The sequence below is a fragment of the Mycobacterium sp. 852013-51886_SCH5428379 genome, assembly GCF_001665575.1.
GTDB lineage: Bacteria > Actinomycetota > Actinomycetes > Mycobacteriales > Mycobacteriaceae > Mycobacterium.
On the sequence record NZ_LZSU01000042.1, the window covers coordinates 146,991 to 161,998 of the forward strand.

15 protein-coding genes are annotated in these 15,008 nt (G+C 66.0%); 3 read left to right on the forward strand and 12 right to left on the reverse strand.

Annotated elements, in window-relative coordinates; translation table 11 throughout:
• Window positions 1–99 precede the first annotated feature (99 nt).
• Both A5757_RS18050 and A5757_RS18055 read right to left on the reverse strand, forming a co-directional pair.
• Entirely contained in the window at window positions 100–1,929 is a 1,830-nt protein-coding gene (locus tag A5757_RS18050) for a DUF4012 domain-containing protein (protein ID WP_082929546.1), read from the reverse strand.
• Between the two features lie 129 nt (window positions 1,930–2,058).
• Entirely contained in the window at window positions 2,059–2,391 is a 333-nt protein-coding gene (locus A5757_RS18055) for a hypothetical protein (RefSeq protein WP_066836583.1), read from the reverse strand.
• A 331-nt stretch (window positions 2,392–2,722) separates the two neighbouring features.
• On the opposite strand from A5757_RS18055, the gene A5757_RS18060 reads away from it, so the two are divergent.
• Window positions 2,723–4,225 (forward strand): PE-PPE domain-containing protein, encoded by a 1,503-nt coding sequence (locus A5757_RS18060; RefSeq protein ID WP_066836584.1) that lies wholly within the window; start codon window positions 2,723–2,725, stop codon window positions 4,223–4,225.
• A gap of 65 nt (window positions 4,226–4,290) precedes the next feature.
• Here A5757_RS18060 and A5757_RS18065 read toward each other — a convergent pair whose 3' ends face one another.
• The 9 genes from A5757_RS18065 to A5757_RS18105 form a co-directional block, all read right to left on the reverse strand.
• Entirely contained in the window at window positions 4,291–5,187 is an 897-nt protein-coding gene (locus A5757_RS18065; protein ID WP_066836585.1) for a cyclopropane mycolic acid synthase family methyltransferase, read from the reverse strand.
• A gap of 137 nt (window positions 5,188–5,324) precedes the next feature.
• Window positions 5,325–6,194, reverse strand: coding sequence for a cyclopropane mycolic acid synthase family methyltransferase (locus A5757_RS18070; RefSeq protein WP_066836961.1), 870 nt, complete (start codon window positions 6,192–6,194; stop codon window positions 5,325–5,327).
• A 130-nt stretch (window positions 6,195–6,324) separates the two neighbouring features.
• On the reverse strand, window positions 6,325–7,230 hold the full coding sequence (locus A5757_RS18075; protein ID WP_066836586.1) for an alpha/beta fold hydrolase: 906 nt from the start codon (window positions 7,228–7,230) through the stop codon (window positions 6,325–6,327).
• Window positions 7,231–8,589 carry an AarF/ABC1/UbiB kinase family protein gene (locus A5757_RS18080; protein WP_066836587.1) on the reverse strand — a complete coding sequence of 453 codons (1,359 nt, stop codon included), beginning with the start codon at window positions 8,587–8,589 and terminating at the stop codon, window positions 7,231–7,233.
• A 78-nt stretch (window positions 8,590–8,667) separates the two neighbouring features.
• Entirely contained in the window at window positions 8,668–8,856 is a 189-nt protein-coding gene (locus tag A5757_RS18085) for a hypothetical protein (protein WP_066836588.1), read from the reverse strand.
• A gap of 460 nt (window positions 8,857–9,316) precedes the next feature.
• Window positions 9,317–9,919, reverse strand: coding sequence for a DinB family protein (locus A5757_RS18090; protein ID WP_066836593.1), 603 nt, complete (start codon window positions 9,917–9,919; stop codon window positions 9,317–9,319).
• Between the two features lie 3 nt (window positions 9,920–9,922).
• The gene (locus tag A5757_RS18095) at window positions 9,923–10,447 is read right to left on the reverse strand and encodes a DinB family protein (RefSeq protein ID WP_082929565.1); all 525 of its coding nucleotides are present in this window, start codon (window positions 10,445–10,447) and stop codon (window positions 9,923–9,925) included.
• Window positions 10,448–10,496: 49 nt separating this feature from the next.
• Entirely contained in the window at window positions 10,497–11,498 is a 1,002-nt protein-coding gene (locus A5757_RS18100) for a cytochrome d ubiquinol oxidase subunit II (protein WP_066836596.1), read from the reverse strand.
• Window positions 11,495–12,883 carry a cytochrome ubiquinol oxidase subunit I gene (locus A5757_RS18105; RefSeq protein WP_066836964.1) on the reverse strand — a complete coding sequence of 463 codons (1,389 nt, stop codon included), beginning with the start codon at window positions 12,881–12,883 and terminating at the stop codon, window positions 11,495–11,497. Before A5757_RS18105 ends, A5757_RS18100 begins: the two co-directional genes overlap by 4 nt.
• Window positions 12,884–12,955: 72 nt before the next feature.
• Here A5757_RS18105 and A5757_RS18110 point away from each other — a divergent pair, with 72 nt between their 5' ends.
• Window positions 12,956–13,450, forward strand: a complete 495-nt coding sequence (locus tag A5757_RS18110; RefSeq protein ID WP_066836598.1) for a DUF2243 domain-containing protein — start codon at window positions 12,956–12,958, stop codon at window positions 13,448–13,450.
• A gap of 18 nt (window positions 13,451–13,468) precedes the next feature.
• Window positions 13,469–14,422: a YafY family protein gene (locus A5757_RS18115; RefSeq protein ID WP_066836600.1), complete on the forward strand. Its 954-nt coding sequence runs from the start codon at window positions 13,469–13,471 to the stop codon at window positions 14,420–14,422.
• Here the strand turns inward: A5757_RS18115 and A5757_RS18120 are convergent.
• Window positions 14,412–14,963, reverse strand: coding sequence for a hypothetical protein (locus A5757_RS18120; protein ID WP_066836601.1), 552 nt, complete (start codon window positions 14,961–14,963; stop codon window positions 14,412–14,414). The genes A5757_RS18115 and A5757_RS18120 overlap by 11 nt on opposite strands.
• Window positions 14,964–15,008: the final 45 nt, after the last annotated feature.

The window sequence follows — 15,008 nt, forward strand, 5'->3', positions numbered from 1 at the left end:
CAATCAACGTGGCGTCCTGATTCATTTCGCCAGCGCGGTACATGCACAATGGCATAACGGACCTAGACATCGACCATCTAATCGGGTCAGAGTGCGGGATTAGCCTGAACATGTCGGCACCGAGACTTTGGGAGTGGGACTGTCCACCAGTGGCTGAACGGGTACGCGTGCAACGCCCGGTGACGTCGGCTCAGAGAGCCGAAAGGTGAGCTCTGCGGTTTGGCCGCGGAGGAGCATCGCGTGTACACCAAAAACTGGATGGCCCAGTTCGGTGCCTTCGAACACGTTCACCTTCCTGCCATCCAGGAGCGCCCCCTCCAACACCGCCCCTTTGGTGGCGTACAACCGCACCGAGGTGAGATTGGCATTTTCCGGAACTTCGAAGATCCAGTCGCGAGGAAGGCCGGAGTCTCCAGCGATGTAGTAGGGCAATGGCGTGTCGGGGGCTGTATTCTCAAGGCGCACAGTGACGGTCGACATCCGCGTATCGCCCCCGCAGCCGTCTGCGGCGTACTCGATACCTCGTCTCAGGTAATAGTCAAGTTTGTTTCCGGCGGCATTGTTGACGATGACTGCGGCGTACGGTGCTGGATCGTCGGGTACGGCGTGTGCGAGGGGAGTTTCCATGAGGGATGCTTCATCATCACCGATTGCACTCCAGACGGCTATTCGACGTTCACCGACTGCCTTGCCCAAAGCGTCCAATAAGCCTCGCGGTGACGTTATCGGCCCCGTCATCTTCTTGACGACCTCGGCGGCGATGTCCTGGAGGTAGTTTTTGCGTGCGATTTGGTCGTCAGGGAATCGCATGTAGAGAGTTGATTCGGTCAGCTCTACAACGTTCTCGCTAGTAACAACCTCGCCGTCCCCCATGGTGATCGAGCCCACCGCGCCCAGTATGTAGCTCAGGGCGACCGGATCTAAGGCGATTGCGCCGTCGACCTGCGCGCCCGTCTGCTGTGCCCACATAGACTTCCAGATCTGCGCGGCGTAGGGGAAGTGCGGACTCATATTGCTGTTTCGAATGTCGATAGTGGACTTCGCGGTCCCGTAAAGCTTGTCGAAATCCGGACCCAGGTCGAGCGGTGTGAAGTCCTGCTCGAGGAGGTCATTGTTCTTCGCGAGAGTGTCGACAGACGGCTGGCCGTTCTCGAACTTCAGAATGCCGAAGCCACCGACCAACCCTCCGGTACCTCGAGCCTCGGCGTTCGTCTGGAAGGCCATGAAGTATTGGCGTGGCCCTTCGGCACCCATCATCGACGGCATTACTTGCGCGGCAAGGGCGGTGTTCTCGAGCAAGCCGGCGAGCTCGGCCGTCTGCGACTGCAGCTGCGACCGGGCATCTCCGATGACGGACACGAAGCGGGGATCGGAGATCGACTCTGCCTCGGCGTTCAGTCGGCGCGCGCTCTCGGAGATCTGCACGAGTTGCGGCTCTTCGCTGCGCAGCATTTGCACGTCCACGCGGCCATTCGCATACAACCGGTCCGGCGCGATCGAGGCGCCGACCTCAGACGTCGGCTGCAGCACGTCGGTCGCGAGACCCAGCACCACGTCGGTGATCTGCTGGGTGCTCCGCAGCGGGTCGCCCAGCCACGGCACCGCCGCGGCAATGTTCCATGGGATCGAATGTGCCGCGTCGCGAGCGGTCTGCGCATGGCTCTGCGCATTGTCGGCCGATCGGGCCGCCGCTTCGGTATCACCCTGCAGGAGCGCATCTTTGGTCTGCTGTGCAGACGTGCGTGCCTGCTCGAGGTTCGACTTCGCCTCCAGGCCTCGGAAGCCCAACCAACCGACGAACGCCACAACCGCAAGAAGGACGAGGCCGGCGATCAAAAGGATGCGACGAGATCGGCGTCCACTGCCTGACCGCTCGCGGCTGTCGTCCTCACGACCGTCCCCGGACGGCTGTCGCGAAAATCTACTCACTTAGAAGGATTCCCCACATCCATTCCGGTCTCAGCGCACCGAGACTTCTGCTGCGCCGGACCGGAGACAACAATGTGCGGCAGCACAGGCTGCCGCACATTGTTTGTTCGACTGTAGAACCGCGCCGACTTACGTCGTGTAGGGCGGCGGGGGGGTCGGGGAGATGCCGATCGCGGCGAACTCTTCTTCGTTCGCCTGAATGACCCGGTACCAGTTGAACCCAGCGGCCCGGAAGGACGGGTTCAGGACGAAGGTGACTGTGCCGTCGGCGTTGTTGCGGGGGGTTCCGAACTGACCGAAGACGAGCAGGTCCTCGGCTGTCGGATTGACGAGCAGCGTCTCTTCGCCGCCGATGATGCCCTGCGGCTGTGCCTGCGCAATGCCGATCGGAGCGAAGAGCGCCGCCGCACCCGCCATGGCGCCGGCGGCGGCTGCCATCTTGAGCTTCTTGCTGATGTCCATGATTCCCCCCGAAGGCGTTAGGTCTCAAACTTGAGTTGCTGAGAGCTTTTCAGACTGTGCGCTGCCTGTCAACACGAATCGCGATAATCGCCAGAGTTGCCAGGATGGCGCGTTACGCCGCCTGAGCAGCGACGCGTCTGATCTTGCTTTTTCCGGAGCGCCCCCGTTTCGACCGCGTGAACGGCCTTGTCCCCGGGGTCGCGTGCGGCGCCATCCGGCGTCAGATTTCTTTGCGGACGGGAATTTCGTCGTCGGGAAATCCCAGTAAACGACATACGAAACAACCACCAAACCGCACTTAAGCAGCACTGAAACATGAGAAACTCTCAGGATGCGTAAGTCGACTCACGCGGCGTTCGTCGTCGTCACCTCGCTTCTCGCGTCCCTCGGCTTGTGCGTTGCGTCGGCGTTCGCCGCAGCACTGGCCTTCGGCGCGGTCGCCCTCATCGTGCCCGGAACGGGTACCCACAACATCGTCGGTCCAGACGCGGTCTCCGGATACAAGGAGAACGCCGCGGACCGCTACATCAACCCCTCCGGCGTCGCGTGCACCTCGACCGACGGCTGCGACCTCGAGGGCATTTCGTATCCGGCGACCTTCTTCCCGCTGGTGATCTTTTCCGGCTGGTGCCCGGGGCTGACCTGCGACACCTGGAACGAATCCGTCGAGGACGGCGTCACCAACCTCGACGCCGCGATCAACGCGACCCTCGCCGACGCTCCGCCGGATGAGGACATCATCGTCTTCGGCTACTCGCAGGGCGGCGCCGTCGTCTCCCGCGAGATGTACAACCTGGCCGGCCTGAACCAGGAGACCAAGGACCGGATCTCCGTCGTCACCATCGGCAACATCAACAACCCGCAGGGGCTGTGGTCCCGGCTGGGCTTCCTACCGACCATCCCGTTCATCGACCTGACCTTCGGCCCCCAGCTGCCCACCGACATCGGCATCAAGAGCACGAACTACTCGTTCGAATACGACCCCGTCGGCGACGCGCCCCTGTACTGGGGCAACCCGCTGGCCGTCCTCAACGCGCTCGCCGCGTTCGAGTACGTCCACGGCTACTACCTCGACCCCAACAGCAACGGGCCCTACGACACCATGCCGTACGGCTACACCGACGAGACCCTGGCCGCTGCCATCGACGCCGCACCCAAGCGCCAATATCAGGACGCCACCTTCGTCCTCATCCCGCAGCAGGGCACCCTGCCGCTGTTCACGCCGTTCCAGGACCTCGGCCAGTCGACCGGCACCTCGTTCCTCGTCGACCCGATCATCAAGCTGGTCCAGCCGCTCACCAAGCTGCTGATCGATTTGGGCTATGACCGCGCGATCAACCCCGGCATCCCGCAGACGCTTCTGCCGCTGCCGTTCAACCCGTTCGCGCTCGGCCCGGACTTCCCGGTCAAGGTCATCGATGCCATCGAGCAGGGCGTCCGGGACGCCTTCGGTCCGCAACAGCCCACCCTGACCCCGGCGCCCCCGTCCACCGAGCAGCAGGCGGCGGCCGCCGAGGCGCGGTCCCGGCTGGTCTCGACGTCGCAGCCCCCGCGGCCGGCGCCCGAGGCCGCGGAGCAGGCGAGCGACACCGGGTCCGAGGCGGCGGCCGAGGACGCCCCGTTGGGAGGCGTGGTTCGCGTCGCCCGCCCGGACAACGCCGACCTCGCGGCCAGCCGCGCGCTGGCCGCCGCCGAGGATGAGGCGGCCACTCAGGACCGCGCGGAGACCGGCACCCGCGGCCGCGCCGCGTCCGCCGGCGACGACAGCGCGGCGCAGCAGGACGACAGCGCCGATACCGGCGCATCGGGCGTCAGCGCCAAGCCCGCCGCCTGACGCCCGCACAGCGAAGCGCCCCGGCACTCCATCATCGAGTGCCGGGGCGCTTCGTTCGTCTGGGGTCAGGCCGCCAGCGCGGGCTTCAGGTACGTCACCAGGCTGACGTCGAGCGCTTCGTCGACGTAGTAGTACTGGCAACCGGTCAGGTAGCGCATGTAGTCGTTGTAGTGCTGCTCACCGGCGGCGGCGATGGCCTCGTCCCTGTGCTGCTCGAGGCGGGCGGCCCAGATGCCGAGCGTCTTGATGTAGTGGTTCCGCAGCGACAGCGTCTCGGGCACCGTGAAACCGGCCTTCTCGCCGTGCTCCACCAACATCTTCGTGGACGGGATGCGGCCACCCGGGAAGATGACTTCAGCCATGAACTTGGCGAAGCGGGCCAACTCGAAGGTGAGCTTCTTACCGCGGGCCTGGAGATCGTAGGGGTGGTAGCCGCAGCTGCTCTGGATCGTCATCCGGCCGTCCTCGGGCAGGATGTCGAAGCACGTCTTGAAGAAATCGTCGAACCGGTCGAAGCCGAAGTGCTCGATGGCCTCGATCGACACGATGCGGTCGACGGGGGAGTGGAACTGCTCCCAGCCCTCCAGGCGGACGTCGTACGTGCGCTCGCTGTCGACCTTGCTCAGCAACTGATCGCAGTAGGCCTTCTGGTTCTTGCTCAGCGTCAGGCCGATGACGTTGACGTCGTACTTCTCCATCGCCCGCTGCAGCGTCAGGCCCCAGCCGCACCCGACCTCGAGCAACGTCATCCCGGGCTGGAGGTCGAGGCGGTCCAGATGCTGGTCGACGTTGGCGATCTGGGCCTCGGACAGCGTCGCGTTCGGCCCGGTGAAGAAGGCGCAGCTGTACTTGCGCGTTGGATCCTGGAACACCCCGAAGAAGTCGTCCGACAGGTCGTAGTGGGCCTGGATCTCCTCGAAGTGCGGAGTCAGATCCTTGGTGCCGCTGGCTTTGTCAGACATCGTCGTGCTTGGCCTTCCTGATGACAGGTCAAAGAATTCGTTGTTGTTAGGGCGTTGACCGCACCCTACCCGCCCGTGAGGCTCCCACTCGTGAGGCCTCAACGTGTCGGTCAATAAGGTTCGCCCGTGTTCTCGAGCTACTTCTTCAGCGTGTATTGGTTGACGTCGATGTAGCCGCGCTTGAAGCCGTCCGCGCACCCGGTGAGGTAGTGCATGTAGCGGTCGTAAACCTCTTCGGACTGGATCGCGATCGCCTCGTCCCGATGCGCCTCGAGCGCGGCGGACCAGTGGTCGAGGGTCTTGGCGTAATGCGGCTGCAGTGACTGCGTGCGGGTCAGCTCGAACCCCGCCTTGCCCGCGTGTTCACCGACGAGCTCGATCGTCGGCAGGTAGCCGCCGGGGAATATCTCGGTGAGGATGAACTTGACGAACTTGGCGATCGAGATGGTCAGCGGCAGGCCACGGGCGGTCATCTCCGGCAACGTCAAGGCCGTGATGGTGTGCAGCAGCATCACGCCGTTGTCCGGGAGCGCGCGGTACGCCATCGCGAAGAAGTCGTCCCAGCGATCCCGGCCGAAGTGCTCGAACGCGCCGATCGACACGATGCGGTCGACGGGCCGGTCGAACTGCTCCCAGCCCTGCAGCAGGATCTCTTTGTCACGCGGCGAGTCCGACGCCTCGAAGATCTTCTCGACGTGCGTCTTCTGGTTCTCGCTCAGCGTCAGGCCGATGACATTGACGTCGTACTTCTCGAGGGCGCGCATCATCGTGTAGCCCCAGCCGCACCCGATGTCGAGCAGCGTCATTCCGGGTTCGAGACCCAGTTTCCCGAGCGCCAGGTCGACCTTGGCGCGCTGCGCCTCCTCGAGCGTCATGTCATCACGCTCGAAGTACGCGCAGCTGTACATCTGGCTCGGGTCCAGGAACAGGCGGAAGAAGTCGTCGGACAGGTCGTAGTGGGCCTGGACGTCTTCGAAATGTGGCTTCAACTTGCCCGATCGGGCCATGGTGGTGCCTTTCCGGCGGTGGCTTCTGCTCGGTTCCGCCATTTCGGCAGCCCTCCGCGCTCAACTGCCTCGATTCGCGATGGTATCCGACGCACCTCGTCGTGCTCGAATTCGAGAATGTCAGCCCTGGTCAGGGACGTTCAGCGAACGTGGTCTTGAGTTCGCCGACGATGTCGTCCCACAGCGGTTCCGGTAGTTCGTGACCCATACCGGCGAACAGCACCAGCCGCGCGTTGGGGATCGCTTTTGCGATCGCCTTTCCGCCGGACGGGCGCATCAGCTTGTCGGCCTTGCCGTGAATGACGACCGTGGGCGCGGTGGTCTGCTTGTTGTAGTGCAGCAGGCTGCCGCTGCCGGTGATCGCATTGAACTGCCGCGCGATGCCCTGCGGGTAGAACGCGCGGTCGTAGTAGGCGATGGCGTCGGCGCGCAGTGCCTCGTCGGTCGACGGATAGCCCGGGCTGCCGATGATCTTGCTGACCTTGATCGAGTTCTCGATGATGACGTCTTTGGGCGAGCTCGGCGACGGACCGGTGATCACGGCCAGCAGCTGCTGCGGCCCGGGCGGCGGCAGGAACGGCTGATTGTTCGACGAGAAGAACACCGCGAGCGTCTTCGTCCGGTCGGCGTGCCGGGCGGCGACGATCTGCGCGATCATCCCGCCCATCGAGCCACCGACGATATGTGCGCGATCGATGCCCAGGTGGTCGAGGAGTGCAGCGGCGTCGTCAGCCATGTCCTCGAGCGTGTACACCGCCGGACTCTTCAGACCGACCAACGAGCGGGCCATGTTGCCGATCTGCGAGCCTTTGGTGCGCTGTCCGTCGAAATGCGTGGACAACCCGACGTCGCGGTTGTCGTAGCGGATGACCCGCAGGCCCTGGTCGACGAGCTTGCGGCAGAACTCCTCCCGCCAGAACAGCAGCTGCGCGCCGAGGCCCATGATCAGTAGGACGGCCGGATCATTCGGATCGCCCATGTCCTCGTAGTGGAGCTGGACGTCTCCGTGTGACGCTTTGCCCTCGCGGACCTGCACTCAGACCTCCAGCTCTTCGTCTTTGTGTTCACGGCTGATGTCGACCATGAAGTTGGCGAAGTATCCGGTCAGTTGCGGGTCGCTCATCATCTGCCACTTCGGCGCCAACAACTTCATGTAACGCTCGACGTAGAGGAACTGCTTCCCGATGAGGACCAGTTCGCGGGGCAGCTTCACGTCGTAGGCGTCGGCCAGCGTCGAGAGCTGCTTGCCGATCTCGGCGTAGCTCATATCGCCCAGCGTCGACATGGTCAGCGGGGTGGCGAACTTCTCCAGGTCCTTGGCGGCCTCGGCCTCCGGCTTGACGGTGCCGACGGCGCCCATCATCACGACGATCTTTCCTGCCGCGGCGTGGTCCTTCTTGACCAGCAGCGCGTAAACCAGCTCACGCAGCAGCCAGCGGGTGCGTGGATCGATGCGGCCCATGATGCCGAAGTCGAAGAAGACGATCTTGCCGTCATCGTCGATGTAGAGGTTGCCGGCGTGCAGATCGCCGTGGAACAGCCCGTGGCGCAGACCGCCCTCGAACAGACTGAACAGCAGCGCCTTGACCAACTCGGTGCCGTCGAAGCCCTTCTTGCGAATGGTGGCCGCGTCGTCGATGCGCACGCCCTGGATGCGCTCCATGGTCAGCACCCGCTCACTCGTCAGATCCCAATAGACCTGCGGCACGCGGATGTTCTTGCCCAGCGGCGAGGCGTGCATATGCGCCACCCAGGCATCCATCGACTGGGCCTCGAGGCGGAAGTCAAGCTCTTCGGCGAGGTTGTCGGCGAAGTCGGCGACCACGTTCTGCGCGGACAGCCGCTGACCCATCTTGGCGAATTCGACCAATCGCGCGCCGCGTTTGAGGATCTGCAGATCGGCCGCGACGCGGCGGCGGATGCCGGGGCGTTGGATCTTGACGACGACCTCTTCGCCGGTGTGCAGGGTCGCGTAGTGCACCTGCGCGATCGACGCGGACGCGAACGGTGTGTCGTCGAAATGCTTGAAGAGGTTCTTGGGCTCGTCACCGAGGTCTTCGCGGAAAAGCTTCTGCACCTCCTGTGGGTCGGCCGGCGGCACCCGGTCGAGCAGGCTGCGGAATTCGCGGCTCAGCGGCTCGCCGAACGCCCCCGGACTCGACGCGATGATCTGACCGAACTTGACGTACGTCGGCCCGAGGTCGGCGAAGGTCTGCGGGATCTGCTTGGTGATCTTCTGGGTGAGGGAGCCGCGACCGCGCAGGCTCGAGACGACTCGGGCGCCGGTGCGAGTTACCTGCCAGCCCGTCGCGCCGATACGGGCGGCCTCGATGGGAAGGGGAACCCGATCGAGCTTGGCTACCTCGCGGTGCTGTGTGTTCCGCGTAGTACTCATAGTCGCAGTGTGTCAAAAAAGCGAGGACGGGGTTAAATGCCTGTGCGCCGGGTCACAACCGCGGCGACGTGCTCCTGCTCAGGCGAAGACCAGATCGCTTGTCGAGTCGAGCCAATCGTCCAGCAGGTGAGCGGGCTGCTGGCAGTGCAGGACCGCGTCGAGTTCCGCGCTGGACCGGAAGAGGCGCCGCTTCCCGATGTGGCCGCACTCGCATACCGCCCGGTTGTCCAGCCATGAGGCCTGGACGTAGCAGCTGCGATCGTTCATGCGACCACGGTAGAAGCGCTAGCTTGGCGAATTCTTGGCGCGTGCGGGGACGCACTCAACTGATGCCGAGGTGTGTCCGAATCGTTGTATCTCACGCCCTACGCAGCCGTCCGCCGATGCTCTTTGTCGCGCTTCACGAACCCTGGGCAGTGGTAGCCGCACAGTGCGCAGACCGCGCCCGAACGGTGCGTCCCAACGTGTGTTGTGCGGCTACATCCGCAGACGCATACCGAATCAGCAACACTGCTGCGCCATGACGCCGAACCCATGAGACCACTATGGACATGAAACCTTTGAAAATTCATGTATCTGTCTGAGAATTCAGCAACGAATCTGTGACCTCCGTCCCATCTTTGGGACGGTCGACCCTTCAGTGGGTGCCGAGCGCACGGTTGTGGACGCATCGGCCGCTTGAAACCGCCCGAGTGGCCCCGTCCACAACCGTGCGGTCGGCGCCTGCCTAGGCGGGCTGAGTGGGACGCCAGCGTCGAATGAAGTCGCTCTCGGGCCACTCCTCGTTGGCGGCCATCAACTCATACATCGTCGCGCCGTCGATCGACTCGCGGATGATGTCCGCGTGCCCGGCATGCCGGGTCAACTCTTCGATCAAGTGCAGCGCCACCCAGCGCACCGACCAGTGATCGACGTCGTGCGGAAACCACGGCACCTCGTGCGGCACCGGAACCGGGGTGTCGAGGTCCGCGTCGGCGAACACCGCCAGCGTCCTGGCGTTCGCCTCCCGCAGCGCGTCGAGCAGACCGGCCAGCGTCTCGTCCTCACCCATGACGTACTCGTCCTGGTACTCGCGCATCTGCTCCTCGATCGGCCGCGGATCCGGCGCGGGGAACTCCGGCGCGGCGACCACCCGCTGGGTCCAGCCGCGCTGCACGCCGGCCGCGTGTTTGACCAGGCCGCCGATCGACAGCGCGCTGACCGACGGCGTCGACCGGGCCTGGTCGTCGGTCAGCCCGTAGGCGACCGAGAAGAACGCGTTCTGGTTGAACGCCAGGAATTCGAGCAGTGTCTGGCGTTCGCCGGCCGCGGGTGGGGGCAGTCCGGGCATGTCTCAGTTCTCCTTCGTGGTGGTGTGGACGTAAAGATCACGGATGCAAGCGATTTCGGCGCCGTGGTGGATGACCTCACGGTTGATGTGCAGCACCAGTGCTGACATCGGATGTTCTGCGTACGGACCTTCGGCCGGACCACACGGCCGCGCCAGGCCGGCGTCGTCGAGGCCGCGCACGCCGGTGATCCAGCGCGCGTACTCCTCGTCGAGCTGACGCAGCGCCGTCGCGGCGTCGGTGGCGTACGACCAGGAGGCGTAGTCGGCGGGCGGGCCCCCGAAGTGGGAGTGGCTGCGCATCGCGAACACGCCCACGATCACGTGCGCCAGCCGCCACGCGATCGTGGTGAACGGCTCCGGTTGCGGTGGCGGATACGCGAAGTCGATGGCGCCTCCTGGGTGCACCGTCCAGCAGTCCGGCACCGGCTGCCAGAAGTACTCGTCGTCGCTCATCCCGTCGAGGCGCGGCCGCAACTGCTGCGTCCAATGCCAGTCCAGCTGGTCGACCAACTGCGTGGTGAGGTCCATGACCATAGCCTCGCACCGCCTTAGGACAGATTCGGTCCTATGAGCGGATTCAGTGCCGCGTCCACTCCTCGGTCTGCGTCAGCCGCAGCAGATAGGCCAGCGCCGGCAGCACGATCACCCCGGCCAGGACGACCACGATCAACAGCCCGACCAACGTGGCGGGCGCGCCGGCGCCGTCGTCGATGGTCACCTCGTCGACCAGCAGCCACGGGTATTGGCCCACGCCCCACCCGGTGACCACGGAGGCGACCGCGACAGCGGCCGGTATGCGGGCGATCGCATACCGCCGTTGGAATACCAGCCATACCGCGGCGACGCCGCCCACCAGCGCGACGACCAGCAGCGGTGCCGCGTGCGTGCGCAAGCCGGCGGCCAGTGTCGGCGCATCGTGCGTGACCGGGTAGAGCCCGGCGAACACGATCACCCCGGTGACCATGCCGACCGCGAGCGTGCGCCGGCGCAGTCCGACGGCCAGGCCGGTGTCGCCGGCGCGGTCGGCATCCGCGGTCAGGAACACCCCGGCGAGGAATACACACGTCGCGACGGCGAGACAGCCGCCCACCAACGACGTCGGGTTCAGCCAGGACCCGATCTGGTCGCCGTAGCCGTCGGCGGGAACCCGGCCCGAGGCGATCGCGCCCGCCACGGTGCCGAAGAAGAACGGGGTGATCAACGACGACGTCGCGAAGATCGCCCCGAACAGCCGGGCCTGCGACATCGTCGCCGAATACTTGCGGAACACGAAACTGGCTCCGCGCAACACGATTCCGGCCAAGGCCAGCGCCAGCGGGATGAACAGCGTCGTGGTCGCTGCGGCGAACGTCTGGGGGAAACCGGTCCACCACACCACCAGCACGTAGATCAACCACACGTGGTTGGCCTCCCACACCGGCCCGATGCTGTGGTCGACGAGCGTGCGGACCCGGGCGCCACTGCGCGCATCGCCGGCGGTGAGGTCGTAGAAACCCGAACCGAAGTCGGCGCCGCCGAACAGGGCGTAGACGACGACCCCGAGGAACATCGCCACCGCGACCACCGTCGCCAGCGTCACGGCACGTTCTCCGAGCGCGGCGGGCCGTAAGGGCTCGGCAGATCGTCTTCGCCGGCCCGCCACCGCCGCGCCATCGATCGCAGGATGACGTACGCGCCGACCGTCATGCCGAGATAGATGACGAGCACCGCGATGTAGCTCCACCACAGGCCCGCGCTCTCGCTGGCGGCGTCGACGGTGGTCAGCACCTGATACACCGTCCACGGTTGGCGCCCGACCTCGGTGGCCACCCACCCGGATTCGACGGCGAGGATGGCGAGCGGACCGGTGATGACGGCCACCCGCAGAAACCACCTGTTGCCCAACAGGTCCCGTCCGCGCGAGCGAGCCAGCCAGTACACCGCCGCGACGGCGACCAGCAGGGTGCCGATACCGACCATGGACTGGAACGCCAGATGGGTGATGTTGACCGGCGGCCACTGCGAGCGCGGCACCGAGTCGAGACCCGGCACCGGTGCGTCCCACGAGTTGCGCGCGATGATCGACCCCAGCCTCGGGATGGTCAGCGCCCAGCGCACCTCGCCGTCGATCAATACCCCACCCAGCCGCAACGGCGCCGGAGCCTCCGTGGTCTGCGCGAGTTCGAACGCGGCGAGCTTCGCGGGTTGGGTGTCGTGGATCCGCATCCCCAGGACGTGGCCGATCAACGGCTGCGCCACCGCCGCGACCGAGGCGAAGGCGAACGGCACCGTGAACCCCATCCGGTGATGCGCGTCGACCCGGCCGCGCAGTAGCCCGAACGCGTACACCCCCGCCACCGTGAGCCCGACGACCATGAACGCCGCCACCCACATGTGGGCGAATTGCAGAAACGCGGCGTCGTTGAACATCGCCCGCCACGGGTTGACGTCGACGACCTCGCCGTCGCGGATCGCGAAGCCGGCCGGATTGTTCATCCATGCGTTGACCGACACGACACAGAACGTGCCGACGACGCCCGCGATGCCCATCGGGATGAGCATCAGCGCATGTCTTCGTGGGGGCATTCGGCCCCAGCCGTAGAGATAGATGCCGAGAAAGATCGCCTCGGTGAAGAACGACAACCCCTCGAACGCGAACGGCAGCCCCAGCACATCACCGAACCGGCCCATCAGTCCCGGCCACAGCAGGCCCATCTCGAAACTCAGCACGGTCCCGGACACCGCGCCGATCGCGAACAGCACCGCCGACACCTTCGCCCAGCGCTGGGCCAGGCCGAGGGCGACCGGGTCGTCACGCACGATTCCGCGCCAGTGCACCACGAAGATGATGGTCGGGAACGCGACACCGAAACACGCCAACACGATGTGCCAGCCGAGGGAGAACGCCATCTGCTGACGCGCCGGCAGTAGGCCGGGCGGCTCGCCGTCAGCCGCGAGTAACAGCAGGGAGTCGGCCAACCCCATGGCAGACAGCATGCCCCCGTGACCGGGAGTTAAAAGCGGATTCGACGATCGTGGTGCGGGTGCGACACCGCAATGGCTGATACACGTGCGCCCACCGCGTTACCCGGATTACTCCTGGGCCTGGGCCTCGGCGGTTTCATCGACGGCATCGTGCTGCACGAGATCCTGCAGTGGCATCACATGATCAGCAATCACGAGTCGACCGACACCGTCGCCGGGCTCGAACTCAACGTCCTCGCGGACGGGTTCTTCCACGTCGGCACGTGGCTGTTGGTGATGGCCGGGACGACGCTGATGGTGGTGGCCTGGCGGCAGGGCCGGGTCGCACCGAACTGGTCGTTCCACCTCGGTCTGCTGATCCTCGGCTGGGGTGTGTTCAATGTCGTCGAAGGCGTGATCGACCATCTGCTGCTCGGAGTGCACCATGTGCGCGACGACCTCGGCGGCCCGCTGACCTGGGACATCGGTTTCCTGGTGTTCGGGCTCGTCCTAGTCGGTGTGGGATGGCTGCTCTACCGCCGCGGCGTCGCCGCGCTGCCGAATCACCGGACAGAAACCGTCCGCTGACTCTGGCACGCTGAAGACGTGTCCGAGACGACCGCGCGCGTCCTGCAACTGCTGGGTCTGCTGCAGTCTCGCCGCGTGTGGACCGGCGAGGAGCTGGCCGACCGCCTCGGCGTCACCACCCGCAGCGTGCGGCGCGACGTCGACCGCCTGCGGGACCTCGGCTATCCCGTCGCCGCCAGCAAGGGTCACGGCGGCGGCTATCAACTCGGCGCCGGGGCAGCCCTGCCGCCGCTGCTGCTCGACCCCGACGAGGCCGTCGCGATGGCCGTATGCCTGCGACTGGCGGCAGGCGGTTCCGTTGCGGGAGTGGGGGAGTCGGCGCTGCGGGCCCTCACCAAACTCGATCAGGTGATGCCCGCGCGGTTGCGCTCCCAGGTGGCCGCCGTGCACGACGCGACCGTCACGCTGACGTCGAACACCGCCGAGGTCGTCGAACCCGACGTGCTCATGACGCTCGCCCGGGCCTGTCGCGACCACGAGCACGTCACCGCCGGATACGTCGACCGCGCCGGCAACGCCACCCATCGACGCCTCGAGCCCTACCAACTGGTGACGACAGGGCGCCGCTGGTACCTGCTCGGGTTCGACCGAGACAAACAGGATTGGCGCAGCCTGCGGTTGGACCGTATGGCCGACGTCGTCGCCGCGGGAACCACCTTCGCCCCGCGCGAGGCGCCCGACGCCGCCGACTACGTGGGCCGCGCGATCAGCGCCTCGCCCTACCGCTACGTCGCGCGGGTGCGCTACCGGGCGCCGCTCGAGGCCGTTGCGCCGCATTTCCCGCCCGGCTCGGCGCAGATCGAACCCGACGGACCCGACGCGTGCATCGTCACCGCAGGCGCCGACGACCCGGAACGCATGGCGCTGTACTTCGCGGTCGGCGGCGTCGAGTTCGAGGTGCTCGAACCGCCGGAGGTGATCGCCGCCGCGGCCGCGGTGGCCGACCGGCTGCGCCGCGCCGTCACGACGTGATGCCGAGCCGATCGGTCAACACGAGAAACGCCCCGGCGAAGGGGTTGTCCGCGGTGGCCCCGCGGACCTCGCCCCAGTCCACGCTCTCGCGCACCGCGCGGATCGGCGACAGCAGGGCCGAGAAGTCGCAGTTGTGTTCGTTGAGCGAGTTGAGCTTCTCGGTCACGACCCGGGTGGGCGGCAGCACCCGCATCCGGATCGCCAGCACGTCGAGTTCCTCGGCGCGCTTCACGTCGTCCGCGGAGACCGGGGTGCCGTTGAGCGCGTGCAGCACGTCGATGACGAAGTCCTCGCCGACGCAGGCCTTGAACAGCCAGTCCTCGGGGGTGCGCTCGATCCGGAAGCCGGCGCCCTCCAGCGTCGTCGCGGCCGCTTCGGTGTCTTCCTCGGCGACGACGAAGTCCACGTCGTGCACCGGTTCCGGACCGCCGAACGCCCACAGGGCGTAGCTGCCGGCGAGCGCGAAATCGGGGCCCTCGGCCCTCAGCGCGGAGGCGGCGCGCCGGAGCGCATCGCGCAGCGCGTCGTTACGGGCGGACATCGGCCTACTTTCGGGGGCGGTCGGGTGTCGGTGGGACCCTGCTGC